This window comes from Streptomyces sp. NBC_01474 (assembly GCF_035918215.1).
In the GTDB taxonomy this organism is placed as follows: Bacteria; Actinomycetota; Actinomycetes; order Streptomycetales; family Streptomycetaceae; genus Streptomyces; species Streptomyces aureus.
This window is the reverse complement of sequence record NZ_CP109449.1, coordinates 195,444-221,518: the sequence shown is the minus strand read 5'-3', so window position 1 is coordinate 221,518 and position 26,075 is coordinate 195,444. Positions and strand designations below refer to the sequence as shown.

The following is a 26,075-nucleotide window of genomic DNA, read 5'->3' as shown; positions in this document are numbered from 1 at the left end:
TCAGTTATCGAGAAGGATGCTCTGACCTGCAGAGAATGAGGTGGACTTGATGACGGCTGATGACATCAACTGGTGACATCTTGTGGCATTTCGCTGGACATGTTGACTGCACTACCCACAGCGCATCGACGAGCGTGCGCCGGAGGTCCGCTACCTCTGGCAGCCACATGCGTAGTCGCCCTGCCCGCCCGCCCGCCCGCCCGCCCGGCCGGCCGGCCGGCCGTGAAGGCGGTCACCCGAGCACCGGGTGACCGCCTTCACTGTTGGGCCTGTGGGGCTACGGTGACGTGCATGACCATTTTGATCGTCGGTGGCAGTGGCTTCCTGGGGTCTGAATTGATCCGGCAAGCGAGCACGGCGGGGCACACGACCGTCGCGACGTACGCGACCGGGCCGGGTCGCTCATCCCCGACCGCGTGGTGCCCCCTCGATCTGCGGGACGCGGGAAGGATGGACGCCGTCATGGCCGACGTGAATCCGGCCGTGGTCATCAATGCATCGAGCGGCCGGGCCGACTGGGCGGTTACTGCAGAAGGTCCTCTTCAGCTCGCGATGGTCGCGGCGAAGCACGGAACCCGCATGGTTCACGTGTCGAGCGACGCGGTGTTCTCCGGTGCAGGCCGGGTCCATTACGACGAGTCCGCTCTCCCGGATCCCGTCACCCCGTACGGCGCAGCCAAGGCCGCGGCCGAGACCGGGGTCCTCGCCGTGCACCCGAAGGCCGTTGTCGCCCGCACGTCGCTGATCATCGGTCACGGGCGTTCCGAGCACGAACGCCTGGTGCACCAACTGGCCGCCGGCACTGTCGATGGCGCCCTGTTCACCGACGACATCCGCTGCCCGGTCCATGTCTCGGATCTGGCGGCCGCCCTCCTGGAACTGGCGTCGGGCGGAGCAACAGGCATCCGCCATCTCGCAGGGAGCGACGCCCTGAGCCGTCACGAACTCGGCACCCTCATCGCCAGACGCGACGGTCTCGACGCCCCCCATTTGCCTACGGGCCTGCGGGCAGACAGCACCGTTCCAGGAGCCCTCGACGTGCGCCTCCAAAGTCAAGCGACCCAGCGGCAGTTGCGCACTGTGCTGCGTGGAGCCCGGCAGTTCCTGGGCCCTGGTGTGTGACGCGATTCGTGGCCGTTTCGGCCTACGCGAGCGAGTATGCCGGTGCGGAGGTCCTGAGAGGAGACGAGCGGCCGTCGTGGGGTGAGGGGGACGGTGTCCGGGTGGGGCCTGACAAGGCGCTGGGTGTCGGGTCAGTGGTCGCCGATGGTGCCGGGCATCTCAACCAGGCGGAGACGGCCGAACGCGTCCCGAAGCGCTGTCCGTTCTCGTGGACGAGGCCAGCATGCGGCAACTCCTGTCGCCCTGCCGTAAGCGCGGCATCCCCGTCGGTGTGCTCGCGCCCGAGCGGCAGCGTGCCTGGCCCAAGTAGATTGATCACACGTGTCGTTGAGGCTGGTTCGAAGGGCTGGGGCATGACTTTGGAGATGAAGCCGATCGGGGAAGTGGTCGAAGGCCGCATGGAGGTCGCTGATGACTACTGGGGTGGTGTCGAGTCGGTGATCCAGCTCGATGAGGCCGAGTTTCCCCTCGACTCTGTACAGGGCCTTGCGGAGTTCTCGCACCTGGTTGTGGTGTGGCACTTCGACCGGGCCTCGCCTAGTGATGTCGAGTACCACGCCCGCAGCCCGCGCGGGAATACCCAGTGGCCGGCTACGGGCACGTTCGCCCATCGCAACCACCGGCGCCCCAACCAGCTGGCACAGAGCTTTCCCCGGCTGCTCAAGGTCGATGGACTCAGCTTGAGGGTGACCGATCTGGATGCGGTGGTGGGCACGAAGATTTACGACCTGTCGCCGTACTTCACCGAGATGGGGCCACGCGGGACGGTCCACGAACCGGCCTGGCCCGGCGAGATGCTGGCCGACTACTGGACCGACAACTCCTGACAGCGCCTTGCGAGCGTGTGCGGCTCAGTGCCCGCTGCCACGGCCCCTGGTTTCTCGCAAGGGCGCCCACTGGCCATGGGGTGTGGCGCGTCAGCTGAGATCCGCTGTGTGCCCTGGAACACCGGCCCGGGGGACTGATCCCGGGTCTGCTGCGTACGCGCGGTCAGAACCGCAGCAGGTCCGCGGCACTGAGGCTGAGGATGCCGTCGTGCCAGGTCAGGCCACGCAGGTCGCGGATGACGAGGTTGGCGTCGGTGACCAGTCCGCGCGGTCCGACGCCGACGATGGTGGCGCCCGCCGCGGCTCCGGCCTTCGCCCCCGCGGTGCTGTCCTCGCAGACAACGGTCCGTGCCGGGGCAAAGCCCAGCTTGTCGGCTGATCGCCGGTCCGTAGGCGACCAGCCCGACGAAACGCACGAGCCCGCCACCACAGTGGCGGGCTCGTGGGTGTTCGACGTCTTATGGTCCGTTCGACCCGCTACTCGGTATCGGCCCGGCCGCCACTGCCGGTCCCGGCGGAGGGTCTCCAGCCGCTGCTCGAGCTCGGCGATCTCCGTTACGACATTCTCGAGGTCTGAGGTGAGCTGGGAGGAGTAGCGCGTGGTGAGATCGTGATGGCGATTCTTGGAAACGACTGGTGTCGCTCCTCTCCTCACTTGATCTGGTCTTCAACGGCTCGGGATGATTGGCATGCGTGACACTGGCGGCGAGCAGGTGTTGCCTAGTTATTCAGGTGCGACTGTGCGTCCCGCCCTGCTCAAGACCGTTCGGTGCTTGTCCGGGGTGCCTTACTCCTCCGCGGGGGTGGCCGGCCGTGTCGCGTAACGGTGGCGCATGGCGTCGCTGGCTGCGGGGCCTGCGGTGAAGACGTAGGTGTCGCTGTCGTCGAGTCGGCGGCCGGTCTTGGCGTCGACGACGACGGGCTCGACTTCCTCGCCATTGTGCGCGTCGATGAGGATCATGCTGCGTTCGGTCGGCGTGAGGCGGGAGTTGCCCCACGCGGCCAGGGCGACGATCACCGGTCGCAGGGAGTGCCCGAGTTCGGTGAGGACGTACTCGTGGCGAACGGGGTTGGTCTGGTACGGCCGGCGCTCCAAGAGCCCGTCCGCGACGAGGGACTTCAGCCGGGTGGTGAGCATGCTGGACGAGATGCCCAGGCTTTCCTGGAACTGGTCGAAGCGTGTGTAGCCGTCGAAGGCGTCGTGGAGGATCAGCAGCGTCCACCACTCGCCGACGTGCTCCACCGTCGTGGACAGCGGGCACTCCCGGTCCTCCAGCCTGATCCGGCTTGCCACGGCGACCATCCTCTCAGTTACTGCTAAAGTCGAAGTTAGTAACTTGTATTTTAGCAGTAATGACGGGAGGGGTGCCTTCTGCGCCCGCGCCCGGGAACGGAACACACCGTGACCACATCCATCAGCGAATCCCTCGAAGGCCAGCGTGCTCTGGTCACCGGCGGGACCAAGGGCACCGGAGCCGCCATCGCCCGACGGCTCGCCGAGGCCGGCGCGACCGTGCTGGTCACCGCCCGCAGCCGCCCTGACGACGTTGAGGAGAAGACGTTCATCACCGCCGACCTGTCTACCGCCAAGGGTGCCGACCACGTCGCCGCCGAGGTGGACGCCCGCGTGGGAGGTGTCGACATCCTGGTCAATACCCTCGGCGGGTCCGAGGCGCCGGCTGGAGGGTTCGCGGCGCTCGGTGAGGACGACTGGGCCAAGGAGCTGAACACGAACCTGCTGGCCGCCGTCCGCCTGGACCGCGCCCTCCTGCCGCACATGATCGCCGCAGGCAAGGGCGCGGTCGTGCACGTCACCTCGATCCAGCGCCGCATGCCGCTGTGGAACGGCACCCTGGCCTACGCCGCAGCCAAGGCAGCCCTGACCACCTACAGCAAGGGCCTGGCCAACGAGGTCGCCCCGCACGGCGTCCGCGTCAACACCGTCTCGCCCGGCTTCGTCCAGACCTCGGCCGCCGACAACCTCGTCGCCCGGATCGCCCACGACGCAGACATCACCCAGGAAGCGGCGCTGGGCCAGCTCATGGATTCCCTGGGAGGCATCCCGCTCGGCCGTCCCAATAGGCCCGAGGAGGTCGCCGAACTCGTCGCTTTTCTCGTCTCCGACCGGGCTTCGGCCATCGTCGGCGCCGAACACGTCATCGACGGCGGCACCACCCCCACCGTCTGAACCCGCCACCACCCCAAGGAACGTCATGCACGACCAGCCCCGAACCGCCAGCCCGGACAGCCTGCCCGAGGTGGTAACCCGTTACCTCAAAGCACACCACGCCCACGACACCGCCACCGCAGTCACGGCGTTCACCGACCAAGCCACGGTGATCGACGACGGCAACACCTACGCGGGCACCGAGGCGATCGAGGGGTGGCTCAACCGATCGGCCACCGAATTCACCTACACCATCCACCTCGCCGATATCCAGCAGACCGACGCGACTCACTACGTCGCCACCCACCACCTCGAAGGCAACTTCCCCGGCGGCACCATCGATCTGCGGTACAAGTTCACACTCCGCGACGATCTCATCGAACGCCTCGTCATCGAGCCCTGAGTCCGCTCATCTCTTGCCGCCTGCGCGACAAGCCCCACTCACCCAGGGCCCGCCCGTCCTAGCCGTCAGCCGCCCGACCACCGGGTCGCCGCCACGGGACTGCGGCTCACCGGCAGCTACATCGCGACGCGGCTCATCTCGGACCGGCTGGAGCGGGAACGCGACGCCCGCTTCTGCCTCGGCATACTCAACGCGATCATCGCCATGCCGGAGCCCCCCGGGACCGGTCTTGTACGACAGATCGGCACGCTCGGCTGGAAGGTCGATGGCTGGTGCACCGCCCTGGACATACAGGTGGCGGGCCAGCCCGATCAGCAACGCCTGCTCGCACTCACCGACGAACTCCAGCACCGGCTCACGGAACTGGGCTTCGGTAGCCACATAGTGGAGCGGCCGAATGGCTGGACGACCTGGGCCACCTCCGGTGCCGAGCCGCAGACCGCCTCCTACGGTCTGACCTCCAGGGCAGTGGGGGAGGTCCTGAGAGCCTTTGTCGCGGGCCGCCCGGGTATGCGCGTGTACGCCGGGATCGGCCGACCGTGCGCGGGGGTCAGCGGGTTGAAGAAGTCTCTGGCGGAAGCGCAGGAGGCAAGCACGATCGCCCAGGCCGGAGGAACCCGTACCGCCGTACAGCACATCGACGAGATGGGCATGCAACGCATCCTTTTCGGCTGGTACGCCTCACAGGAGTTCGCGGACTTCGCCGCCACACTGCTGCGCCCCGTCCTGACCGTCGACCGCGACGAAGAACTCCTCAGGACTCTGGAAACCTACCTGGACAACGAGTCGTCCCCGACCGTCACCGCCGATGTGCTGGGCGTGCACCGCAACACCGTCGTCAACCGCGTCGTACGGATCCGGCAGCTGCTCTCCGTCGACCTCGACGACCCCGACCAGCGCCTGGCAGTGCAATTGGCCTGCCGCGTCGTCAACCTCCGGGCGTGACAACGCGGCATGACCCGACGCACACCTTCGACGGAACGCCGAGCATCAGGTCGCCCTGAGCAATAGTCAAGAGTTGTGGTTGCGGCCTTCTGTGGCGGATGCGGCGATCTCGGCTGCCGCGCGCCCGGCTTCCTCTCGCACGTCCGTGTCGGGGTGGTTGAAGAAGGGCTCGATCAGTGGGCGGGCCTGGGGGCGTGCGTCGCGCCGAAGATGTAGAGCGTATGAGCGAGGAGCGCGGGCTCCATCGTCGGCATGGCGGCGGCCAGCGATGCGACGATGCCCAGAGGCAGGCTGTAGTGGTTGAACGCTTCGCTGATCGATTCAAGGGCAGACTCGCGGACGATGGCCACCGGTTCGTTGGCCGCCAGGCCGACCACGCGACCGCCGACCGGGGTGCGCCGGGGCAGCCCGGACGTGCGGCCGGGTGAACCAGTGCGAAGTTGACGGCCTCCGGGCGGCGGGATCCCGTGGGACGGACCGGGGGAGCGGCTCGCGTGGACCGGGACGTGGCCGCGCGCTCTGAGCAGGGTCGCCGTGACGAAGCGGTCGGGCGGAGGCGGCCTCCGGCGCTGATCGGCTGGCCCATGTGGGTGCCGTCCAGTCGCAGATACCCAGCTCCGCGGGTGTGATGGGGGTGCGGTCCGTCGACCGCCTCGACGGCCGGCATCTGCCGCTGGAATGCAGGCGAGGCAGAGCGCGCCGACTGTCGTGGGTGTCGGCGCTCGACGAAGGAGTCAATGTGGCAACGCCCTCCTCGGACGACCCCCAGGCACACAAGGGCGGCAACGGTGGTGGCGCAGATAGCCCTGCGCACGGCGGCGAGGAGGGCCACGGCGGCGATTCCGGCCGTGCATCCCGGAAAGATGCCGCGGACGGTAGTTCGTCCAGAGGCGCCGTGAAGCGCACGATGCGCGAGTTCAAAGAGGACAATCTCACGGACTGGGCAGCTGCCCTGACCTACTACGGAGTCTTGGCGATCTTCCCTGCCCTGCTGGCTCTTGTGTCCATTCTGGGCCTGCTGAGTCCTTCTACCATCGACTCGCTGATCAAGAACCTCTCCAGCATTGCGCCCGGGTCCGTGCGCAACATCCTCACCACCATGCTGGAGCAGCTCAAGGGCGGCCAGGGCAAAGCCCTGATCGCGCTGATCATCGGTGTCGTCCTGGCGCTGTGGTCGGCCTCCGGCTACGTCGCCGCCTTCATGCGCGCCTCCAATATCGTCTATGACATCGGTGAGGGCCGGCCAGTATGGAAGACCCTGCCGGTCCGCCTCGCCATCACCGCGGCGGTGGTGATCCTCCTGGCCCTTACAGCGGTCGGCGTCGTCTTCACCGGCACCCTGGCCAAGAAGATGGGGTCGGTCCTGGGCCTCGGCGACACGGCGGTGACCGTGTGGAACATCGCCAAATGGCCCGTCATGCTCATCCTGGTCGTGCTGATCGTCATGCTGCTGTACTGGGCCGCACCCAACGTCAAACGCCGAGTCCGGCGAGTGATGCCCGGCGCAGCCCTGGCGGTAGTCATCTGGCTCATCGCCTGCGCGCTGTTCGCTCTCTACGTCGCCAACCTCAGCAGCTACAACAAGACCTACGGCACGTTCGCCACCCCCATCGTCGCGCTGATCTGGCTCTGGCTCACGAACATCGCGATCCTGCTCGGGCTGGAGTTCAACGCCGAACTCGAACGCGGACGTGCCATCGAAGGCGGCCTCCCACCGGGCGACGAGCCGTACGCCGAGCCCCGCGACACCCGCAAGCTCTGATGAGGGCCGGCACGTCAGCGGGTCCCTCGCGCGGTAGCGACTTCGCCCGGCTGTCAATCTGAGCCTCTGAGTCGGCCTGAAGCACCGCTGTCCTTGGACACCCTCGCCGATTTCCTGTCCTAGACGCTGCCCGGGAGGTGACGGCCGAGCTGCGCGAGGCGATGGACGCCGTCCGACGCTCCGTGGCACCGCTCGCCGCCCGGGTCCGCCACGCCCACACCGCCCGCTCTTCCCCGGCCACAACTCGTGGGAGGCGTACTGCGCGGTGGAGTTCGGCATCTCCCGCGCACAGGCCTACCGGCTTCTCGACGTCGCCCGCTCCCTAGCCGCGATCCACGATGCCGTCACCACCGGTGCCGAGATGTCTCGGCACCGGCCACATCAACCCAGCCACGCTCGACTACGGTCCGTTCCAGCGCGCTCGCTTACGGGCGCGGTCACCGGTTCGACCCTCGGCAGTCGGTGCTCACCTGGCTCACGGATCTCGATGAGAAACGATTGGCGCTGTCGTGTCCACGAACGTGCGACGGCCGGCCTCTCGTCAGAGTGGCTGGCCGTCGGGGTCGCCGGAGCCGGGCTTGAACGTCGCGCCGAGGTCGTACTGCGCGATTCCGAAAGGTTGAAAGTCGGCATCGGCAAGGACGCGGTAGAGGAACTCCGAGGTGGACATGTCGTACCGGTGCCATCCGCCGACGTCATTGGACCGCGCGAGGACGGGGTACTCGCCCGGCCGCTCGGCATCGATCAGCCAGAAGTACTCGTCGGCCCATTCGGTGGAGCCCCACTCAACCAGCCCCTTGCCGCCCGGCGCGTAGATCGCATAGGGATCGACGGCGGAGACGTCTGCGAACTTGCTGTCCTGGTCGACCGACAGGTCGACCCGCCACTGTGTCAGGAAGTCGAACGCGGGGCCTTCGTCACGCCCCAGAAAGTAGAGGGAATCACTGAAGACGCCGCCGCCGAACACCTCGTAGAGCTCCTTGTAGTCCGCCGGCAGCGGAACACCCAACTCTCCTTCAATCGCCGCCCAGTCGACAGAGATCCCGAGCGGCTCCCACCCGGTCAGTTCGATCACTCGCTGAACCCACATACAACAATCTTTAGCACCGGTCTTCGTTCCGATGTCGCTCGCCCCCTCGTCGCTCAGGTCAAGATCGGCAGCGCGGCGAACTTGTCGCGGGCGAAGTGGAAGGCCTCACCATGCCACTTGGCTTTGTCCCTGAGGACCGCCAGGCAGAGCGCGTCGATCCACTCCCAGGTCGTGATGCTCTCCTCGGGGGCATCCTGACCCGGGTCGTAGCTCATGCCGAAGTTCACGTACTCCAGGAAGACCTGGAAACTGCAGTGCGGGTGGTACGCGGCGTATGTCGGGGTACGAGCTCACATACACAGGCAAGTACGGGCTCACGTACAGAGTTCGACGGGCTCCAACTGGCCTACACGCGGCGGTGCCGGGGCCGTCCGATCAGCCAGTGCGCGGACCCGCTCCGAGCGGTCAAGGGCGCCTACGGCGGCGCTCCGCGCTGGCCTACGGTCACCCTTGACAGCTCATCCCGGTCCAACGATCGGCTGGTTATCGGACGGCCCCGAACGAGTGACGCCCGGCCTTTGCACTGCAGCTTGTACGGGGCTCTGCAGATGAGCTCGTACGCGGACACGTCTGCGCGATGCGGGCGTGCTGCTACTCGTGTTGGACTGCAGGGTAGGGGATGGTGGCCAGACGGCGGAGGGGGGAGGCGACGGTGTAGCACACGGCGGTGAGCATGAGGGATGCGGAGACGGCGATGGCCGTTCGCAGTCCGACCGCGGTGGCGAGGGCGCCGCCGAGGATCGCGCCGATGGCCTGTGCCCCGTAGACGAAGAACCGCCAGGATGCCTGGACGCGGCCCATGAGTGCGCCGGGGGTGAGGGCCTGGCGGATGGCCCGCTGCTGGATCGCGTACAGCGGGGTTCCCAGGCCGACCATCAGTTGTCCGAGCGCGACCAGGAGGACCGCCGTCAGTCCCGGTCCGCCGATGGCCGCGATCGTGAACCCGCCGACGCAGACCGCGGCCTGCCCGAGGACGTAGGTCGGGCCGAGGCCCAGGCGGGCGGTGACCCGGGGCCCCAGGAGCGCGCCGAGCACGGAAGCCGCTCCTGAGGCCGTGATGGCGACGCCGACCAGGAGCGACGACAGGTGGAGCGAGCGCACGAAGTAGAGCACCAGAAGGGGCGCTTGGAGGGAACCGGCGAAGGCGCCGATCGTGGCGGAGCCGGCCAAGGCCCGCACCGTCCGAGTCCGAAACAGCTCCCGCACGCCCTCGGTGACCTCGGCGCGGACGGCCCGGAACGAGGTGCCGGCCGCGGCGTCGGGGCGAGCGGGGCGCGGCGGCTCCTGCACCGACAAGCCGAAGGCGGCAGCGACCAGCGCCAGGAAGCCGTTGACGGTCAGGGCAAAGGGTGCGCCGATGCCCTGGGCGAGGGCGCCCGCCACGGACGGACCGGTGGAGTTGGCCAGGGACAAGCTGAACACGGTCGCGCTGTTGGCCCGCACCAAGCCCTCGCCTTCGACCAGATCGGGCAGCATGGACAGGTCGGCGACATCCGCGACAAGGATGAAGACGCCAAGGGCGAAGGCGGCGGCGAGCAGCGGCCCGGTATAGAGCAGGTGCAGGGCAGCGAGGGTGGGGATGGTGACCAGGACGGCCGCGCGGAGCACGTTCGCGGCGATCAGGGCGCGTCGTCGGGACACCCGGTCCAGCCACACGCCGACGAACAGGCCGAGGAGTAACTGGGGCAGGAGGGTGAGGGTCGACAGCAGCCCCATCTCGAACGGCGAGGCGTGCAGCACGGTGATGGCGGTCAAGGGAAGCGCGACGGTGGTGATCGCCTGTCCGAAGGCCGTAGCGGTGTGCGCCGACCACAGGCGCAGGAACTGCGGGTGGCCGCAAAAGAAGTGGAGCCAGACGGCGGACGCGCCGTTGCCCTCATCTGTTGGGCTGACAGGTTCGGAAGGCGCCATCTCCGGAAGGGTAGCTCTGTGAGGGTTGAGGGGCCTCGCGTTTTGCGGGCAGGCATCTGACGGTCTACGTCATGCGACGGCTCTCAACGATGCCGCGCTCACGGCCGTCGACCGGGCGTTCCGCACCGGTCCATGGCCCAAGAGCACGCCGTCGGAACGTGCCGCGCTGCGGTTGCGCATCGCCGACGAGGTCGAGACCTGGGCTGCTCAGATGGCGTTGACCAACACGCTCGAGAACGGCTCGCCGATCAGTGAGACCCGCGGTGCCGCCTCCAATCTGGAAGCAACGGAGCTGGTGTGTGCCGATCACTTTCGTCACCTCCCCGATTCCTTGGAGGAGCCGACGGAAGAAGCGCCTGACCGCTTGCCTTGTTGCGCCGGTTCTGGACGAGGATGTCGAGCAGGTTGCCGTACTGGTCGACCGCGCGCCAGAGGTACTTCTGCTCGCCGTTGATCGTGATGGAGACCTTGTCGAGGTGCCACTTGTCGCGGGCCCGAAGGGCGTCCCATGCCGCCAGGCAAGGTGACAGTGCCGACCGGCGGCGTAGCGGGTTCCGCCGCCACCTGCGGAGCGTGGAGGGCGTCACGGTCGGCTACCGTTCCTAATCAGTGTGCAGGAGTGAGTTTTGGACCCACTGCCCGGCACTGCGCGCGTCCCGAACGGTTTTGGATGCACTGGTCTCCCGCGTGCCCTGTTGTGTACCCGCTCGGCGGCGTGCATCGTGTGCACGGTCCGTGACGGGTGGGCGGGTTCCCTCACGCCCTGGGGTACCCGGTCGGGCCTGGACGGTCCGATGCCCCGCAGCATCACTCTGGTGCTGTGGGGGCGGTGCCGTCCGTCGCCGGATCGGGTGCCCGAGGGCGCGTCGCCCGATCGCGATGCCAGCGGCATCGTGGCGGGACATCTTGCGGTGGGGTGTCCGCATCGGCTTGCGCCAGTGCTGGTTGCCCCACATCGAGGTGTAGGCCGGATCAACGGCCACGAGGGACAGGTCCATCTCGGCGGCCATGGAGACGAGCCGGGCTTTGAGCTTCCCGGTCGGGATGCCTGAGATAAGCTGCCGGAACCGCTTCTTGCGGCCGTGCTTCTCGCGGGTCTTCTCGGCGGTGAAGTCCAGGTTCTCGATACCGATGGCGGCGACGCCGCAGCTTTTCGCCCAGTGCAAGACCTGGGTGATGGCGTGCCGGATCTGCGCGTCACGATGATCAGCAGTACCGGACAGGTCGTAGAAGAAGCGGTGTGGGTCGCCTACCGGGTTGCCGTGCGGGTCGAGCCGGTAGGCGGCGAAGTGATCCGCGTTCGTGTCGACGCCGATGATGCCCGCTGCGCGTGCGGTCTCCAGCCCGATCGTCTGGACCACCGGCCGCTGCCACGAGGCGGTCAAGTACCAGCGGCCACGTTCCACGTCGTAGTGGATGCGGTAGGCCACAGCCCGGTCGTTGTCGATGCGGTCGGCCCACTCCTGGCCCCGATGCGCGAACGCGACCTTGGAGCCAAGGACGTACCGGCCGTGCTTGGCGTTCGCCCAATCCGCGAGCGGGGCCGGCAGCTTGATGGACACCTCGCCGTCGGGGGCGACGCGGATCGTCTCGTTCCCGTATCGCTTGCCCGACTCCCCGTCGGCGGCGAGGAACCAGCGCTGGGCCTGCCAACGTTCCCGCCACTGGGCCTCGGTGAGCTGCGCGGCTTCGAGGTTGTGCCGGTTGCCCAGCAGCTTGCGGCCACCACGCACGACATGCACGACACCGGCCTCCCGGTCCGCGCGCGCCACGTCGAGGCGGTGTTCCAGGATCGCCAGGCGGCGCGATTTGTGGAACCACTCGCCCTTCGAGTGGTAGCCGCCCGCAGCACGCTTGGTGCCCTTCTCACCGACCGGCTGGGACAGGCGGTGCATCAGCATGCGCACACCGGCCTCAAGGCCCTGGATGTGGGCGAGCTGGCAGCGACGGGCGAGCGCCCACTGATCGTGCGTGGCCTTCGTGATGGCTCCGGCCCACCGCGATGACGAGGCGCCCGTCAGGTCCCGCTTACGCGCCGCCCACGTATCGGTGGAATGGTCACCCGCGTCCTGGCAGCGGGCCTTGAGGTCGCGGGACGCCAAGTGTCCGAGGTGTTCGCCGACCAGGCGCAACACCTTTTCATCCTCGGGCGTGAGGCGCCGCAGCCGGTCACGGATCGCGACACCGGACGGCCCGAGGGCAACGAACGGCGCATCGATGGTACGGAGCTGCTTCTTCTTCGGCTCAGTCATCGGCGGCAGCCGCCTCAAGAGCCTTCTCTGCCCGGTTCTTCGCGGAACGACGCCCGTACAGGCGGGCGCAGAACGAGGTCAGTACCTCCACCATGTCCCGCACCAGGTCGTCTTCGACTTCGCCGTCATCGAGAACAACGAGACGACGCCCAGAAGCGGCAAGCGCGGCCTCGACGAGTTCGACGTTCATCAGACCGAGCCGGTCCTTGTGCTCGACCACGACCGTGGTCACATCCGGGTCGGCCAGAAGGCGCTTCGCTTTCGACCTGCCACCGTTCATGCCCGACCCGATCTCGGACTCCACACGCACCACCCGGTGACCGGTGCTGGCCGCCCAGACGACCAGGCGCGCCAACTGCCGTTCCAGATCACTCTTCTGGTCATGCGAGGAGACGCGGGCATACAGGCCCAGGCCGCCCGTCACGGACGGTGAGGAGTTTGCCTCGATGTTCACCAGGATCGTGCGCGGACCGACCCGCTGAGCAGGTACCGGCAACGTGCCCTCACGGAACCAGCGATACGCGGTATGCGGATGCACACCGTTCGCCACCGCCCACTCCTTGAGGTTCACACGGAGACCATAACACCCACTCAAAGGCTTTAATACACACCAGAGTTGACTCAACCGCGAACAGTTCACGACCCCCGCACCGCCGGGTGGCGTTGTGCCGACCTGAGGAACTCGGCGGCTCCCCGCAGCGCCGCGGTCTGGGGCGCGGGCACCGGCTGTACGGACGTGTGCAGCCGGTGGGCGAGGTGATCGGTGAGTTCCGGACGCAGCGCGCCACCGCCCGCCACGAGCACACCGCGTTTCAACGCGCCCCGCGCCTGCGTCGTGCGGTCCAGGCGAACCATCGACGTCAGCATCGACACCACCGCCTCGGTGAGTTCGTGGACCGTGGTGGTGGCGTCGAGGTCGGTGGTGCCCAGCGCGGTCCGGTACGCGTCGGTCACCGCACCGTCGGTCAGCAGCGCGACCTCCGTGAGATGGGCCCCGACGTCCACGACGAGCAGAGGGCGGCCGAGGTCGGCGCGTACGGCGAGGGCGATGGCCTTCGCGGTGGGCACGGTCAGCACGGCGCGTGGCCGCAACACCTCCAGCGCGGTGAGCGCCGCCGCCCGGTGTCCTGGGCCGCTCGGCACCGGAGTGGTGAGAACGATCAAGGGCCTGCCCCGGCGGGGAACGCGATGCGCGAGCAGTCGGTCGAGCATGCGGGCCGTGCCGTCGGGGTCGACGATGGTGCCGCGCTGGATCGGGTATGTGGCGGGGTCGGCGCCGGGAAACGTCACCGAGGGCACATCGAGGATCACACCGCGGCCGGGCATCCACGCCCTGGTGCGGGCGCTGCCCAGGTCGATGGCGAGGCCTCCCGCCAACCGGTCCGCGAGCCACGGTATATGACGGTGCGTCATGATTCGGTGGGGTCTGGAGAGGGTCATCGCCCGACTTCCTTCAACTGCTGGCAGTGCGCGCAGTACCTTGCCTGCGGCACGATCCTCAGGCGCTGGAGGGGGATGGGCCACCGGCACAGTTCGCAGCTGCCGTACTGGCCGGTCTCCAGGCGCTCCAGCGCCGCTTCGACGTCGGCGAGGACCATCCGGGCCGAGGCCGCCAGCTTCACGTGGACCTCGAGCTGGGAGGCCGCCCGCCGGTGGGCGACCCGGTCCGCGCGGGCGGGCGAGGCGCGGTCGAACTCCCGTAGTTGCTCCTGGCGGAACGCCCGCTGCTCCAGCAGCCCCTGACGCAGCGCGGCGAGGTCCTCGGGGGTGAGGCCTGCGTTGTCGATCCCGGTGGTATGGCTGTTCACGACACCCCTCCGTGCGTGCACGTCATGGTTCCCGTACGTCCTCTTCAGCCGCACTGTGGCGGCCTAGCGTCGCGTCAGGCCGTACGCCGCTGGCAGCCGACGCAGCAGCGCGCGTACGGCAGGATCTCCAGGCGTTCGAGGGGGATGGGGCGGCCGCATACCTGGCATACGCCGTACCCGCCCTGGTCGAGGCGCTCGACAGCGGCGGTGATGTCCTTGAGGACTCGGTCGATGGAGTCCTTCTGCGCGACCACCAGCGCGTCACCCGGGTCGTGACCCGCGTCGGCGAACGTCGTGAGCTGGGCGAGCCGTGACGCGCGCTCGTGCTGAAGGCGCCGGCGGACCTCGCGCGCCGCGAGACGCCCGGGCTGCGGGTCGGGGTGTGCCGTGTCGAGGGACATCGGTGGATTCCTTCCTTCGGGGAGCGGTGGACGGGCCACGTGCTTCATGACCGCAAGCGTGGTCGGCCGCGCCGCCCGCGGCCATCGGCCCTGGCACCCATTTCCGGGGGAGTCCGGGGTGTAGGCGACAGGGGGTATGGGGTGCGCGCCCCGGCCGATATGGCTGTCGCACCCCATCGACCCGGAGCGTGCGGCGCCGCCATGCTGACCAGCGGCGCAGGAGTCCGGGGCCGGCCGGCGTCACGGGCTGCGGCCCGGTGGCGGGGCGGCCGGCGACATGGCCGATAGTGAGAGGGACAGAAGTAACAAGAGGGCGGAAAAAGAGGAGGCTCTGCACACCGTGTCGTTGTTCTGGCGGATCTTCGGGCTGAACGCTGTGGTGCTCGGCGCCGCGACGGCGCTGTTGTTGTGGGCACCGGTGACCGTGTCGGTGCCCGTGCTGCTCACCGAGGCCGTCATCCTGGTCGGCGGTCTCGCCGTCATGCTGGTTGCCAACGCCGCGCTGCTCCGGATCGGCCTCGCGCCCCTGGAGCGGCTCACGCGCCGGATGACGACCGTCGACCTGCTCCGCCCTGGGCAACGGCTGCCGGTCCCCGGGCACGGCGGATTCGCCGAGCTGATCAGCACTTTCAACGCGATGCTCGACCGCCTGGAGGCCGAGCGGGCCACCAGCAGCGCCCGCGCCCTGTCCGCCCAGGAGGCCGAGCGGCGCCGCATCGCCCAGGAGCTGCACGACGAGGTCGGACAGAGCATGACCGCGGTCCTGCTCGGCCTGAAGCGGGCCGCCGACCGTGCCCCGGAACCGCTGCGGGCCGAGTTGCAGCAGGCCCAGGAGATCACCCGCGAGAGCCTCGACGAGGTACGCCGCCTCGCCCGCCGCCTACGCCCCGGCGTCCTGGAAGACCTCGGCCTCGTCAGCGCGCTCACCTCGCTGACCACCGACTTCGCCACCCACACCGGACTGGACGTACGGCGCCGGTTCACCCCGGACCTGCCGCCCCTCGACCACGACAGGGAACTCGTCCTCTACCGCGTCGCCCAGGAGAGCCTCACCAACACCGCCCGCCACGCGGAGGCTGCACGCGTCGAGGTGGACCTCCGCCACACCCCGGCCGCCGTCGTCCTGCACATCACCGACGACGGCCGCGGCATCGGCGCGGCCGGCGAGGGAGCCGGTATCCGCGGCATGCGCGAACGCGCCCTGCTCATCAGCGCCGCACTCGACATCGATGAAGGACCCGGGGGCGGCACCCGCGTGTCCCTGTCCGTACCCAGGCCTGCGAAGGACGCATGACCATGCCCGACACCACCGCGATCCGCATTCTCCTCGCCGACGACCACGCGCTGGTCCGGCGCGGGGTACGCCTCATCCTCGACGGCGAACCCGACCTCGAGGTCGTCGCCGAGGCCGGGGACGGGGCGGAGGCCATCGAGATGGCCCGCACCCACACCGTCGACCTGGCCGTCCTCGACGTCGCCATGCCGCGCATGACCGGCCTCCAAGCGGCGCGCGAACTCTCCGCGCGCCACCCGGGCCTGCGCATCCTCATGCTGACGATGTACGACAACGAGCAGTACTTCTTCCAGGCCCTCAAGTCCGGCGCGTGCGGATACGTGTTGAAATCCGTCGCCGACCGTGACCTGGTCGCCGCCTGCCGCGCGGCGATGCGGGGCGAACCCTTCCTCTACCCCGGCGCGGTCACGGCCCTGATCCGCAACTACCTCGACCGGGTCCGGCAGGGAGACGAGGTGCCCGAAAGCATCCTCACCGCCCGCGAGGAGGAGGTCCTCAAGCTCATCGCCGAGGGCCACTCCTCCAAGGAGATCGCCGAGACCCTCTTCATCAGCATCAAGACCGTGCAGCGCCACCGCGCGAACCTGCTCCACAAACTCGGCCTGCGCGACCGCCTCGACCTGACGCGCTACGCGATTCGCGCCGGACTGATCGAACCCTGACGATGGCGATCCGCCGCGCACGTGGAGGCCCGACACCCAGTTCCCACGTACATGTCCGCCTCCGTCTCGCGAGGTTGATCGTCGCCGTACTCGCCGTGCTGTGCGTCGTGGGCGGTGCCTCGGGTCCGGGCGCCGAAGCGGTCACGTGGTCCGCGCCCCTCCACGCCGTCACGGCGATCGCCTCCGGCGGCGACCCCGAATGCGCGACCCCGCACGGCACGGCCCCGCGCGCCTTCCGCGAGGAACACCGCGAGCGCACGACCACCCCGCACTGCACCGCCACCGCGCCACGGTCGCACCCGGCCCTGCGCAGGCCTGATATCCAGCGCCCCGGACACATCACCGACACCGTCGTACGTCCCCACTGCCCCACCCATCACAGCGAGCGGGCACCACCGGCCTGGCCGGGCACCTGACACCTCACCCGTCGATCCCGGCCGCGCCGCACCCGTACACCTACACCTGAAGTCCAACTCGCGGCCGCAGCATGCCTGTCGGAGGCACCGTTGACGCGCGCAACCCGGCTGCGGGCGCTGTTCGCCCTTGCCGTCATCGCCCTGTCGCTCTACATCGTCCTGACCGTTCCCGTCCGCCTCGGACTCGATCTGCGCGGCGGCACCCAGATCGTCCTCGAGACCAAGGACTCACTCGACGCCACGGCTGACGCCGAGGCCACCGAACGCACCCTGGAGGTGCTGCGCCGCCGCGTGGACGCCCTCGGTGTCGCCGAACCCACGATCGCCCGCTCCGGCGAGAACCGCATCATCGTCGAACTTCCTGGCGTCCAGGACCCGCGCGAAGCCGCCGCCGTCCTCGGTCGCACCGCCCAGCTCACCTTCCACCCTGTCCTCGGCATCGCCGACAAGGACGCACCCCAACCCAAGCCGCTGCCGAAACGTCCCAGGGAACGCGTCCTGCCCGACGAGTCGGGACAGCACCTGCGCCTCGGCCCGTTCACACTCACCGGCGCGGACGTCGAGGGTGCGGAGGCGGCCCTCGACCAGCAGGCCGCCCACGGCTGGTTCGTGACCGTTGACCTCAAGGGCAAGGGCAAGGACCTGTGGAGCGGCCTGACCGGGAAGGCCGCGTGCGCCCCGGCCGGCGACCCCACCCGCCGCGTCGCGATCGTCCTCGACGACAAGGTCATCTCGTCGCCACAGGTCGACCCGAGCGTGGCCTGCCGCACCGGCATCACCGGCGGATCCACGCAGATCACCGGGAACTTCACCGCCGAAGAGGCCCGCGAACTGGCCCTGCTCATCAACGGCGGCGCCCTCCCCGTACCCGTCGAGACCGTCGAACAACGCACCGTCGGCCCCACCCTCGGCGCCGAAGCCATCCGGGCCAGCGCCTGGGCCGCCGTCATCGGCACAGCACTTACCGCACTCTTCATCACCGTCGTGTACCGCCTCCTCGGCGGCCTCGCGACCGTCGCCCTGACCTGCTACGGACTCCTCTCGTACGCCGCCCTGGCCGCACTGGGCGCCACCCTCACCCTGCCGGGCCTCGCCGGGTTCGTCCTCGCGATCGGCATGGCCGTGGACGCCAACGTCCTCGTCTTCGAACGAGCCAGGGAGGAGTACGCGGCCCGCAAGGTCAAGAGCCTGCGCTCCTCCCTGCGGGAAGGCTTCCGCAACGCGTTCAGCGCCATCGCCGACTCCAACATCACCACCCTCATCGCCGCCGGACTCCTCTTCTTCCTCGCCTCCGGACCCGTCCGCGGCTTCGGCGTCACGCTCGGCATCGGTGTCCTCGCGTCGATGCTCAGCGCGCTCGTCATCACCCGCGTCCTCGCCGAGTTCGCCGTCGCACGCAAGCCCGTCCGGCTGCGCCCGCAGATCACCGGAATCGCGTCCACCGGCCGCATCCGCGACCGCCTCACCCGCCGCACACCCGACCTGATGCGCCACCCACGCCGCTGGCTCGCCGTATCCGCCGTCGCCCTCGTCCTGGCCACATCCGGCATCGTCGTACGAGGACTCAACTTCGGCGTCGAGTTCACCGGCGGCCGACTCATCGAGTACGCCACCACGAAACCCGTCGACGTCGACCACGCACGCGAGGCGCTCGCCGACGCCGGATTCCCGCGAGCCGTCGTCCAGACCTCCGGGGACCGCGACCTCACCGTCCGCACCGACCAGCTCACCCCCGCACAGGAGACCAAAGTCACCGCCGCCGTCGAAGACCTCGGCGGGACGGCGGACAAGCTCCGCGACGAACTGATCGGCCCGAGCCTCGGCGACGAACTCCGCCGCGGCGCGCTCATCGCACTCGCCGTAGCCCTGGGTGCCCAACTGCTCTATCTCGCCATGCGGTTCCGCTGGACACTCGGCGCGTCCGCGGTCGCCGCGATGGCACACGACGTACTGATCCTCACCGGCGTGTTCGCCTGGCTCGGCAAGCCCGTCGACGGGATCTTCCTCGCCGCGCTGCTCACCGTCATCGGCTACTCCGTGAACGACTCGGTCGTCGTCTTCGACCGCGTACGGGAACTGTCCGCGCTGCCCGCACACCGCAAAAAGGGCTTCGCGCACATCACCAACGCGGCGATCCTCCAGACGGTTCCGCGCACCGTCAACACCGGAATGGGCGCTCTGTTCATCCTCACCGCCCTCGCCGTCCTGGGAGGGGACTCACTGACGGACTTCGCACTCGCCCTGCTCATCGGCATCGTCGTCGGCACGTACTCCTCGATGTTCACGGCCACGCCACTGGCCATCGAGCTGGACGCGAGTGGAGCGCCGTCGCGTGTGCCGACCCGACTCCGCGGCCCGGCGGCATCGCGCGTAGGCGCAAAGAGGGCCGACGGAAACCCAGGCCAGCCAACTTCCGGTGTCAGCGAGCTCTGAAATTGCCGTCGTCGTGGGCGGCATGGCCGCGGGCGCGGACTCCGCAGAGCCTCGGGGTGGGCATCGAGCTGGTCGGCGATGCGCCGGACCGCACCGGTCCGTGCCGCGGGGTCCTTCCGGGCCTCGACGGCCCACCGCGGAAGCGGCCGCAGGGGGCGAGAAGGCGAACCGGATCCGCGCGTGCGGGGTGCAGACCATGGCAAGGAGGGGGCTCGCTGCACCGTCCAGGCCCGGTTTGCATCCATGGACGGCCCGCGCGGACGGTTGCCACCGCGGGTGGTCACACGGTGCGGCTGCAGGCGCACTCCAATGGGTCCGCGTAACCGTTACCCGAACGGATGGCGACGCTGGCCTGCGTCTACGACACAGATCCGGCCGTGCGCCGCCCGCACGACGTGATCGCCTCGCCCGGCGGCCGCACCGGCAACCGCCGCCCGAGGCCCGGACCGGTCGCCGCCAACAAGTGGCTGACCGGATCCGTCGAGCAGGACCCTGCCCAGGTCATCGCCTCCGCTTTCGACCAGGCCGAAGCCCGCGACCCCGAACACCACCGCGGGGATCGTCCTGGTCGACGGCGCCCGCCACCAACTCGACCTGATCCAGGCCGAGTTGGTGACGGGCGCCGCACCATCAAGATCCACATAGTGCTGGACATCGTGCACGTCCTGGAGTAACTCTGGGCCGCGGCCCGCTGCTTCTACGCACCCGCCGACCCGGACGCGGCTGCTGGCCGGCATCGATCCTGCCGCCCTCGCGGCACTGCGGGCGGCCCGCGCCGCCGCCCGCGAAGTCGCCTGGATGCAGGCCCCAGCCCCCGGCAGCGACGAGGCGGTCCGAGAGCGGAACATTTCTTCAAGACGGCTGGCTGTGCGGTTGCGATGCTGGCGGTCAGGCCTCGTCATGAAGGAGAACGCTCATGTGGTTAAAGCGTTGTGTCGCTCTGGTCATCGCTGCGCTGATCGGAGTTGCCACCTCGTCGTCAGCGCGCGCGGTGGGTGAACCGTCCCGCGATGCCTGGTTGCGGGCAGAGATCCAGAGTCTCGTCAATGTCGACGGCGTTCCCGGCGTAGCTGCGGTCACGAGCCACGACCGGCAGCCAGTGCGGCGGATGGCTGCAGGTCTCGCGGACATCCCCGCGGACCGGGCGATACGGCCCAACGACCAGTTCAGGATCGCTTCCATAACCAAGACCTTCGTGGCCACGGTGGTATTGCAGCTGGTCACGGAGCACCAGCTCGCACTCGACCAGCCGATCGCGGGGCTTCTGCCTGAACCGGTACCGCACGCCGACCAGATCACCGTGCGGGAACTGCTCAACCACACCAGCGGACTCTACGATTACTCGGAGACTCCTCACTTCGACCCCGGCGCCACCTACACCCCCGCGCAGCTCATCGCCTTGGGCGTAGAGCATTCGCCGTACTTCACACCTGGGAGCGGCTTCCGCTATTCGAGCACCAACTACATCGTCCTCGGCGAGATCGTTCATCAGGTCACCGGTCACGCGATCCAGGATGAAGTGCAGACGCGTCTGATCCACGCCCTCCACCTGAGCAGTACGACCTTCCCCACCACGACCATGGTTGCACCCCGGCAGGCACGCGGCTACGTTTTCGCTGCTCCTCTGCCGCCTCGTTCCGGTCCCGCACTCGACGTGACCACCCGGACAAGCGCCAGCGCGGCCGGGGCGGCGGCAGCGATGGTGTCGACAGGCGACAACGTCGAACGGTTTCTTGGAGCGCTGCTCGGCGGGGAACTCTTCTCGCAGCACCTGCTTACAGAGATGAAGCGGCCCACGCCAGGAGCCGATGCGTTCTTCGCCGGTGCCGGTATCCCCGGCCTCAGCTACGGCCTCGGCCTGATGATCGCATGGACTCCGTGCGGAACGGCCTACGGCTCTTTGGGAGGCATCGACGGGTACACCTCAAGCGTGATGCAACTCGGCCATCGCCGGGTCGCGCTGCTCATGAACACTGACTCTCTGGGGCCCTCGCTGCGCCAGCAGACGCTCTCTATGGCCGAGCAGGAGCTCTGCCGCGCCAGCTAGCCTCCGCGTTTCACTTGCGGTGGCGTCCGAATCTTGAGCGGAAACGCGAAAGTGCCTTCTGAGCTGGGATGATGAGGCTTGTCTAGGGCTTCTGTCACCACAGCAGGAAGGCATTTTCTGCGTACACACTACCGGGTCGCGTCCCAGGGGGTCGGTGAGGGGTGCGGGGGCGATGCGGGTGCGGGGGCCTGTCGGGGGCGGCGTGCGAGCGGGCCCGGGTGCGGCAGACCTCACGCGATGGACAAGGCCCCGCCGGGCCGTCGGTGAATGACGGCTCGGCGGGGCGGGGACGGGCTGTTGCCGTGTCAGTTCATCGTGAAGGAGTCCAGGTTGAACAGGTCGCCGCTGCCGCCCTTGAAGACGAAGTACAGCTTGTGTGTTCCGCCCGGGTCGGTCACCGGTGTGCTGACCGTCGTGTAGGCGCCGGAGGTGTCGCCGACCGTCGCCGTGCCGGCCAGCGGGCCGTCGGGCGCGTCGGTGTGGACCTCGATGGTGCCGCCGGTACCGCTCGACGCGGCCCGGAAGTCGATCTTGCTCACACCCTGGAGGTCGTACGGGTCGAACTCGATCCAGTCACCATTGTTGATCGACTCGACCGCCTCGTTGCCCTGGGCGTTGGCGTCGGAGCTCGTCTGCACGCCGGACTGCGTGCGGTAGAACTCCGCCTGCCGGCCCTTGGGCTGCAGGACGATCTGTGTCGTGCCGGTGAGGTCCGGTACCCCGGCGGTCGGGGAGGAGTCGGTGTAGCTCGCGGAGAGGATGGCGTAGAAGTCGTCGGCATCGGTGTGGCCCGCCGTCGTCATGGTGAACGTACCGCTGCACCCTGTCGCCTGCGAGAGGTTGTGGGAGTGCATGTCATGACCGAGCGAGTAGTTGACCTGGACCTTGGAGCAGTCCACCGGGGTGCCGTCCGGGTCGCTCGCGTCGATCTTCCACGCGACCTGGTCCCCGTCCTTGAACGTCAGCCCGTTGGACGGTTGGGAGAACGACAGCACCGGCGCGGAGTTGCCCACCGTGACCAGGGTGGCGGCGACACCGGTTCTGCCGCTCGGGTCGCTGACCGTGAGCTTGGCGTGGTACTGGCCGTTTGTGGTGTAGGTGAACGACGGGGTGGCATCCGTGGAGTCGGTCTTGCCGTCGTTGTCGAAGTCCCACGCATAGGTGAGCTTGTCGTTCTCGGGGTCGGTCGAGCCCGTGCCGTCGAACTTGACCGTCAGCGGGTTCTTGCCCGATGAGGTGTCCGTCTTGATCGCCGCGGTCGGTGCCTTGTTGCCCGGCGCGTACTCGATCTTGTAGAGCCCGGCGTCCAGCGAGCCGCCGAACCACGCGCTGCCGTAGTCGAGCACGTACAGCGATCCGTCCGGCCCGAACTCGGTGTCGATCGGCTCGACCAGGTGGGCCCAGTCGTTGCCGTCGGTCAAGGTGTCGATCGACTGGATCTTTCCGCTGCTGTCGGACGTGATCGGCTTGATCCAGTGGGCGCCGAACTCGTAGGCGAAGAATTTCCCGTCATAGCTCTTGGGGAACTTGACCTGGGAGTTCAGCGCCGAGTTGTAGTTGTACACGGGTCCGGCCATCGGTGCGCCCTGCCCGCCGAGCTGGGGGAAGAGCGGGTTGCCCGCGTAGTGGTTCCAGATCCAGGCCGGCTGGGCCGGGGGCAGGTCCTTCAGGCCGGTGTTCAGGGGAGCGTCGTTCACCGGGTGGGCGCAGTCGAACGGCTTCCCGGATGTCCCGGTGGCGAAGTCGTACTGGATGTACGGGGTGTTGTTGCCGATGCAGTACGGCCATCCGAAGTTGCCGGCCTTGGTGATCCGGTTGTACTCGATGGTGTTCTCCGGCCCGCGTTTGGGGTCCGCACTACCTGCGTCCGGGCCGTAGTCGGCCAGATAGACGACGCCGGTCTTCTTGTCGACGTTGAACCGGAAGGGGTTGCGGAAGCCCATCGCGTAGACCTCTGGGCGGGTCTTGGGGGTGCCCTTCGGGAACAGGTTGCCGTTCGGGGTCGTGTAGGTGCCGTCGTTGTGCACCTTGATCCGCAGAAGCTTGCCCCGCAGGTCGTTGGTGTTGGCCGTGGAACGCTCGTTGTCGAAGACAGGGTTGCGTTCCGGCCGCCGGTCGATGGGGGCGTAGCCGTCGGAGGCGAACGGGTTGGAGTCGTCGCCGGTGCTCAGCAGCAGGTTGCCGTCACCGTCGAAGTGCATGTCGCCCGCGACGTGGCAGCACTGCCCGCGGTCGGTGTTGACACGCATGATCTTCTGCTCGCTCGACAGGTCCAGCTTGCCGTCGGCGAAGGTGAACCGGGACAGCTGGTTGTAGCCCTTGTAGGGCGCGAAGTCGGCGGCCGTTCCGCTCTCCGGGGCGTCGGTCATGGGGGTGTCGAGCCGCGGCGCGTAATACACATAGACCTGATGGTTCTGGGCGAAGTGCGGGTCGATCGCGATGGTCTGCAACCCGTCCTCGTCATGGGTGTAGACCGCCAGCTTCGCCGCCACGTCGGTGAGTCCGTCGAGGGTCGTTCGGTAGAGCGTGCCGTCGCGGGAGCTGTGCAGCGCGCTGCCGTCGGGCAGCACTGCCAGTCCCATGGGCTCGCCCACCTGGTCCGCTCCCTTGGCGAGGGTGACCTGCTGGAAGTCGGACGACGCAGCGGCGGTCGCGGCCGCTCTTTGCGGTGCCTGGGTCCGCGCTTGCGCGGACGACGATCCGGCCACCGCGACCCCCACGCCGAGCACTACGCTCAACGTGGCGGTGAGTAGTCGACTTACTGGTGTACGCACTTACTGCCTACCTCTCTTGGGGCGCTGCGGTGGACATCGCGCGAGCGGTCGCGTCGCGCGGGGTGCCGGGCCGGGCTCGGATGCCCGGGCCGGCGTGTGCCGGTTCGCCGGTGGAGGGGACAGGTGGTCCTGGTGTGCGCGCCGCCGGCAACTGACGTTGGGCGTGGTCGGACTGCGGACGAAGCGGCATGTGTGGCCGCACGGGTCCGGAGTGGGACTGAGGCGAGGGTTCGCAGGGGTTTGTGGCCCCCTGGTGAAGCGTCATGAGCGTGGGCTCCATGACAATGGACTGTCAAGGATGTACTGCCCGGTAGCTGCTTTTCATGGCCTGAAGTGGCCACATCTTTTGCTCGTCTGGTGAAAAGTACCGGTGGTTCGTGGTCAACTATCGACGGTCTCAGGCGTTCATCGTCCTCCGGGGTCCGCCGAGGCCACCCTGTTGCCGTCGCGCGGTCCGCGGGGGAGCCGCGTGGCGGCAACCGCGCCGCCCTCGTTCGCGAGGGTGGTTGCGGTCACCTCGCAGCCAGTTCTGCCAACTTCCCACCCACCAGGCGTTCCGGCCGACGAACGCCCCTCACGACCGCCCCGCACGACGACCGGGCGAGTACGTCCCCCTGTTCGGCCCACGCCGCGCTCTCACCGCGGCTCGGTGCTCCACAACGAAGGAGTGATGATGGGTCAGTTCACACCCGACTTCGACCGCAGAGGCTTCCTGCGTGCGGCAGCCGCCGGCACCGTGGCCATCGGTGCGGCGTCCGTCGCAGGCGCGCTCCCCGCGTCCGCGCAGACGCTCGCCCCGGACGCCGCGGCCCATGGCGCCAGCTTGAGCATTCCGAAGAACGCCATCGGCATCCAGCTCTACAGCGTCCGCGACAAGGTCTCCGACCTCGGTTTCCGTGTCGTCTTCGAGGAACTGTCACGGATGGGCTACAAGGAGGTCGAGTTCGCCGGCTACACCCAGAACACCTCCATCCTCGGCCGGCAGATCACCCTCCAGGAGATCCGCACGCTGCTCGACGACAACGGCCTGCGAGCCATCGGCAGCCACATCGGCATCGGAGCCTTCCGCAGCAATCTGCAGCAGGAGCTCGACAACGCCGAGATCCTGGGTATGCCGAACATCGGGACCCCGAACGCCCCCTCGGACACCCCGACGGTCGCCGGGTACCAGGCGGCCGCGGAGGAGTTCAACGGCTGGGGTCAGGCCGCGTCGGCGCGTGGACTCAAGCTGTACCAGCACAACCACTGGTCCGAGTGGGCCTTCGCCCAGGACCAGCCGAAGGTGCGTCTGTACGACGTTTTCCTGCACAACACCGAGCCCGCCCACGTCTACCTCGAGATGGACGTCTACTGGGCCTTCGTCGGCCAGTTCCGCTACCCCGGCTTTGACCCCGCGGCCTATGTGCGCGAGCACCCCTACCGGTACACGCTGTTCCACATGAAGGACGGCAAGTCCGACCCCAACGCCGATGACGGCTACGACATGACCGAGTTCGGCGCCGGTGACATGCGCTACCAGCGGTTCATCCACGCGATCGGTCCGTTCGGCAACCACCACGGCATCTGGGAGCAGGACAGCGCCCCCGGCACCCAGCCCGACCCGCCCGGCTCGCTGGGGGCCGCGCAGCGCAGTTACACCGCGCTCGCCGACCTGCTTTCCTGACCCCTCGTCACCACCCCGTTTCCCGCTCCCCGGCTCGTGCCGGCGCGAGCGGCGGAACGGGGTGGACGTTTCTCATGCCACTGCCGCCACCGACGTCG

The 26,075-nt window shown here is 68.5% G+C and carries 26 protein-coding genes and 1 pseudogene; 14 read left to right on the top strand and 13 right to left on the bottom strand.

Going from position 1 to position 26,075, the window contains the following annotated elements; translation table 11 throughout:
- Positions 1 to 291 precede the first annotated feature (291 nt).
- On the top strand, positions 292 to 1,122 hold the full coding sequence (locus OG758_RS01070; RefSeq protein ID WP_326708159.1) for an SDR family oxidoreductase: 831 nt from the start codon (positions 292 to 294) through the stop codon (positions 1,120 to 1,122).
- Between the two features lie 353 nt (positions 1,123 to 1,475).
- Positions 1,476 to 1,949, top strand: a complete 474-nt coding sequence (locus tag OG758_RS01065) for a TrmO family methyltransferase domain-containing protein (protein WP_326708158.1) — start codon at positions 1,476 to 1,478, stop codon at positions 1,947 to 1,949.
- Between the two features lie 163 nt (positions 1,950 to 2,112).
- Here the strand turns inward: OG758_RS01065 and OG758_RS01060 are convergent, their stop codons facing one another.
- Together OG758_RS01060 and OG758_RS01055 are read right to left on the bottom strand one after the other, a co-directional pair.
- Complete coding sequence (locus tag OG758_RS01060; RefSeq protein ID WP_326708157.1) at positions 2,113 to 2,379, bottom strand: hypothetical protein; 267 nt, start codon at positions 2,377 to 2,379, stop codon at positions 2,113 to 2,115.
- Between the two features lie 357 nt (positions 2,380 to 2,736).
- Positions 2,737 to 3,252: a winged helix-turn-helix transcriptional regulator gene (locus OG758_RS01055; protein WP_326708156.1), complete on the bottom strand. Its 516-nt coding sequence runs from the start codon at positions 3,250 to 3,252 to the stop codon at positions 2,737 to 2,739.
- 99 nt (positions 3,253 to 3,351) lie between these two features.
- Between OG758_RS01055 and OG758_RS01050 the strand changes: the two genes are divergently transcribed.
- The 3 genes from OG758_RS01050 (at position 3,352) to OG758_RS01040 (ending at position 5,464) form a co-directional block, all read left to right on the top strand.
- Complete coding sequence (locus tag OG758_RS01050) at positions 3,352 to 4,137, top strand: SDR family oxidoreductase (RefSeq protein WP_326708155.1); 786 nt, start codon at positions 3,352 to 3,354, stop codon at positions 4,135 to 4,137.
- A 25-nt stretch (positions 4,138 to 4,162) separates the two neighbouring features.
- Complete coding sequence (locus tag OG758_RS01045; RefSeq protein ID WP_326708154.1) at positions 4,163 to 4,519, top strand: nuclear transport factor 2 family protein; 357 nt, start codon at positions 4,163 to 4,165, stop codon at positions 4,517 to 4,519.
- 204 nt (positions 4,520 to 4,723) lie between these two features.
- Positions 4,724 to 5,464 carry a PucR family transcriptional regulator gene (locus OG758_RS01040; RefSeq protein WP_326708153.1) on the top strand — a complete coding sequence of 247 codons (741 nt, stop codon included), beginning with the start codon at positions 4,724 to 4,726 and terminating at the stop codon, positions 5,462 to 5,464.
- Between the two features lie 173 nt (positions 5,465 to 5,637).
- Here the strand turns inward: OG758_RS01040 and OG758_RS01035 are convergent, their stop codons facing one another.
- The gene (locus OG758_RS01035) at positions 5,638 to 5,841 is read right to left on the bottom strand and encodes a hypothetical protein (protein WP_326708152.1); all 204 of its coding nucleotides are present in this window, start codon (positions 5,839 to 5,841) and stop codon (positions 5,638 to 5,640) included.
- Between the two features lie 251 nt (positions 5,842 to 6,092).
- On the opposite strand from OG758_RS01035, the gene OG758_RS01030 reads away from it, so the two are divergent.
- Complete coding sequence (locus OG758_RS01030) at positions 6,093 to 7,226, top strand: YihY/virulence factor BrkB family protein (RefSeq protein ID WP_406384946.1); 1,134 nt, start codon at positions 6,093 to 6,095, stop codon at positions 7,224 to 7,226.
- Positions 7,227 to 7,767: 541 nt separating this feature from the next.
- Here the strand turns inward: OG758_RS01030 and OG758_RS01025 are convergent.
- The 3 genes from OG758_RS01025 to OG758_RS01015 all read right to left on the bottom strand — a co-directional run bounded on the left by OG758_RS01025 (position 7,768) and on the right by OG758_RS01015 (position 10,227).
- Positions 7,768 to 8,301 (bottom strand): SMI1/KNR4 family protein, encoded by a 534-nt coding sequence (locus OG758_RS01025; RefSeq protein WP_326708151.1) that lies wholly within the window; start codon positions 8,299 to 8,301, stop codon positions 7,768 to 7,770.
- A gap of 68 nt (positions 8,302 to 8,369) precedes the next feature.
- Complete coding sequence (locus OG758_RS01020) at positions 8,370 to 8,543, bottom strand: hypothetical protein (protein ID WP_326708150.1); 174 nt, start codon at positions 8,541 to 8,543, stop codon at positions 8,370 to 8,372.
- Positions 8,544 to 8,907: 364 nt separating this feature from the next.
- Positions 8,908 to 10,227 (bottom strand): MFS transporter, encoded by a 1,320-nt coding sequence (locus OG758_RS01015; protein WP_326708149.1) that lies wholly within the window; start codon positions 10,225 to 10,227, stop codon positions 8,908 to 8,910.
- A 25-nt stretch (positions 10,228 to 10,252) separates the two neighbouring features.
- On the opposite strand from OG758_RS01015, the pseudogene OG758_RS48765 reads away from it, so the two are divergent.
- A pseudogene (locus OG758_RS48765) lies at positions 10,253 to 10,486 on the top strand (aldehyde dehydrogenase family protein); the annotation flags it as partial.
- Here the strand turns inward: OG758_RS48765 and OG758_RS48760 are convergent.
- From OG758_RS48760 to OG758_RS00985, 6 genes are all read right to left on the bottom strand, one after another.
- Positions 10,476 to 10,814 carry a DDE-type integrase/transposase/recombinase gene (locus tag OG758_RS48760; protein ID WP_442810231.1) on the bottom strand — a complete coding sequence of 113 codons (339 nt, stop codon included), beginning with the start codon at positions 10,812 to 10,814 and terminating at the stop codon, positions 10,476 to 10,478. The pseudogene OG758_RS48765 and the gene OG758_RS48760 sit on opposite strands and share 11 nt — an antisense overlap.
- A 15-nt stretch (positions 10,815 to 10,829) precedes the next feature.
- Positions 10,830 to 12,479 carry a transposase gene (locus tag OG758_RS01005; protein ID WP_326708148.1) on the bottom strand — a complete coding sequence of 550 codons (1,650 nt, stop codon included), beginning with the start codon at positions 12,477 to 12,479 and terminating at the stop codon, positions 10,830 to 10,832.
- A complete protein-coding gene (locus OG758_RS01000) occupies positions 12,472 to 13,050 on the bottom strand; it encodes an IS607 family transposase (protein ID WP_326708147.1) in 579 nt (192 codons plus the stop codon). The genes OG758_RS01005 and OG758_RS01000 overlap by 8 nt, the downstream gene beginning before the upstream one ends.
- 65 nt (positions 13,051 to 13,115) lie before the next feature.
- A complete protein-coding gene (locus OG758_RS00995; RefSeq protein WP_382060868.1) occupies positions 13,116 to 13,919 on the bottom strand; it encodes a rod shape-determining protein in 804 nt (267 codons plus the stop codon).
- Complete coding sequence (locus OG758_RS00990) at positions 13,916 to 14,287, bottom strand: TraR/DksA family transcriptional regulator (protein ID WP_326708146.1); 372 nt, start codon at positions 14,285 to 14,287, stop codon at positions 13,916 to 13,918. The genes OG758_RS00995 and OG758_RS00990 overlap by 4 nt, the downstream gene beginning before the upstream one ends.
- A 74-nt stretch (positions 14,288 to 14,361) precedes the next feature.
- Positions 14,362 to 14,688: a TraR/DksA C4-type zinc finger protein gene (locus OG758_RS00985; RefSeq protein WP_326708145.1), complete on the bottom strand. Its 327-nt coding sequence runs from the start codon at positions 14,686 to 14,688 to the stop codon at positions 14,362 to 14,364.
- A gap of 340 nt (positions 14,689 to 15,028) precedes the next feature.
- Between OG758_RS00985 and OG758_RS00980 the strand changes: the two genes are divergently transcribed.
- From OG758_RS00980 to OG758_RS00955, 6 genes are all read left to right on the top strand, one after another.
- The gene (locus OG758_RS00980) at positions 15,029 to 15,982 is read left to right on the top strand and encodes a HAMP domain-containing sensor histidine kinase (RefSeq protein ID WP_326708144.1); all 954 of its coding nucleotides are present in this window, start codon (positions 15,029 to 15,031) and stop codon (positions 15,980 to 15,982) included.
- Positions 15,979 to 16,644, top strand: coding sequence for a response regulator transcription factor (locus tag OG758_RS00975; RefSeq protein ID WP_326708143.1), 666 nt, complete (start codon positions 15,979 to 15,981; stop codon positions 16,642 to 16,644). Before OG758_RS00980 ends, OG758_RS00975 begins: the two co-directional genes overlap by 4 nt.
- Before the next feature lie 74 nt (positions 16,645 to 16,718).
- Positions 16,719 to 17,060, top strand: a complete 342-nt coding sequence (locus OG758_RS00970) for a hypothetical protein (RefSeq protein ID WP_326708142.1) — start codon at positions 16,719 to 16,721, stop codon at positions 17,058 to 17,060.
- A gap of 90 nt (positions 17,061 to 17,150) precedes the next feature.
- Positions 17,151 to 19,493, top strand: coding sequence for a protein translocase subunit SecD (gene secD / locus OG758_RS00965; protein ID WP_326708141.1), 2,343 nt, complete (start codon positions 17,151 to 17,153; stop codon positions 19,491 to 19,493).
- Positions 19,494 to 19,831: 338 nt separating this feature from the next.
- The gene (locus tag OG758_RS00960; protein WP_382060867.1) at positions 19,832 to 20,167 is read left to right on the top strand and encodes a hypothetical protein; all 336 of its coding nucleotides are present in this window, start codon (positions 19,832 to 19,834) and stop codon (positions 20,165 to 20,167) included.
- A gap of 242 nt (positions 20,168 to 20,409) precedes the next feature.
- Positions 20,410 to 21,540: a serine hydrolase domain-containing protein gene (locus OG758_RS00955; RefSeq protein WP_326708140.1), complete on the top strand. Its 1,131-nt coding sequence runs from the start codon at positions 20,410 to 20,412 to the stop codon at positions 21,538 to 21,540.
- A gap of 305 nt (positions 21,541 to 21,845) precedes the next feature.
- Here the strand turns inward: OG758_RS00955 and OG758_RS00950 are convergent, their stop codons facing one another.
- Positions 21,846 to 24,269 carry a PQQ-dependent sugar dehydrogenase gene (locus OG758_RS00950; RefSeq protein ID WP_326715759.1) on the bottom strand — a complete coding sequence of 808 codons (2,424 nt, stop codon included), beginning with the start codon at positions 24,267 to 24,269 and terminating at the stop codon, positions 21,846 to 21,848.
- Positions 24,270 to 24,987: 718 nt separating this feature from the next.
- Between OG758_RS00950 and OG758_RS00945 the strand changes: the two genes are divergently transcribed.
- Complete coding sequence (locus OG758_RS00945) at positions 24,988 to 25,977, top strand: sugar phosphate isomerase/epimerase family protein (RefSeq protein ID WP_326708139.1); 990 nt, start codon at positions 24,988 to 24,990, stop codon at positions 25,975 to 25,977.
- Positions 25,978 to 26,075: the final 98 nt, after the last annotated feature.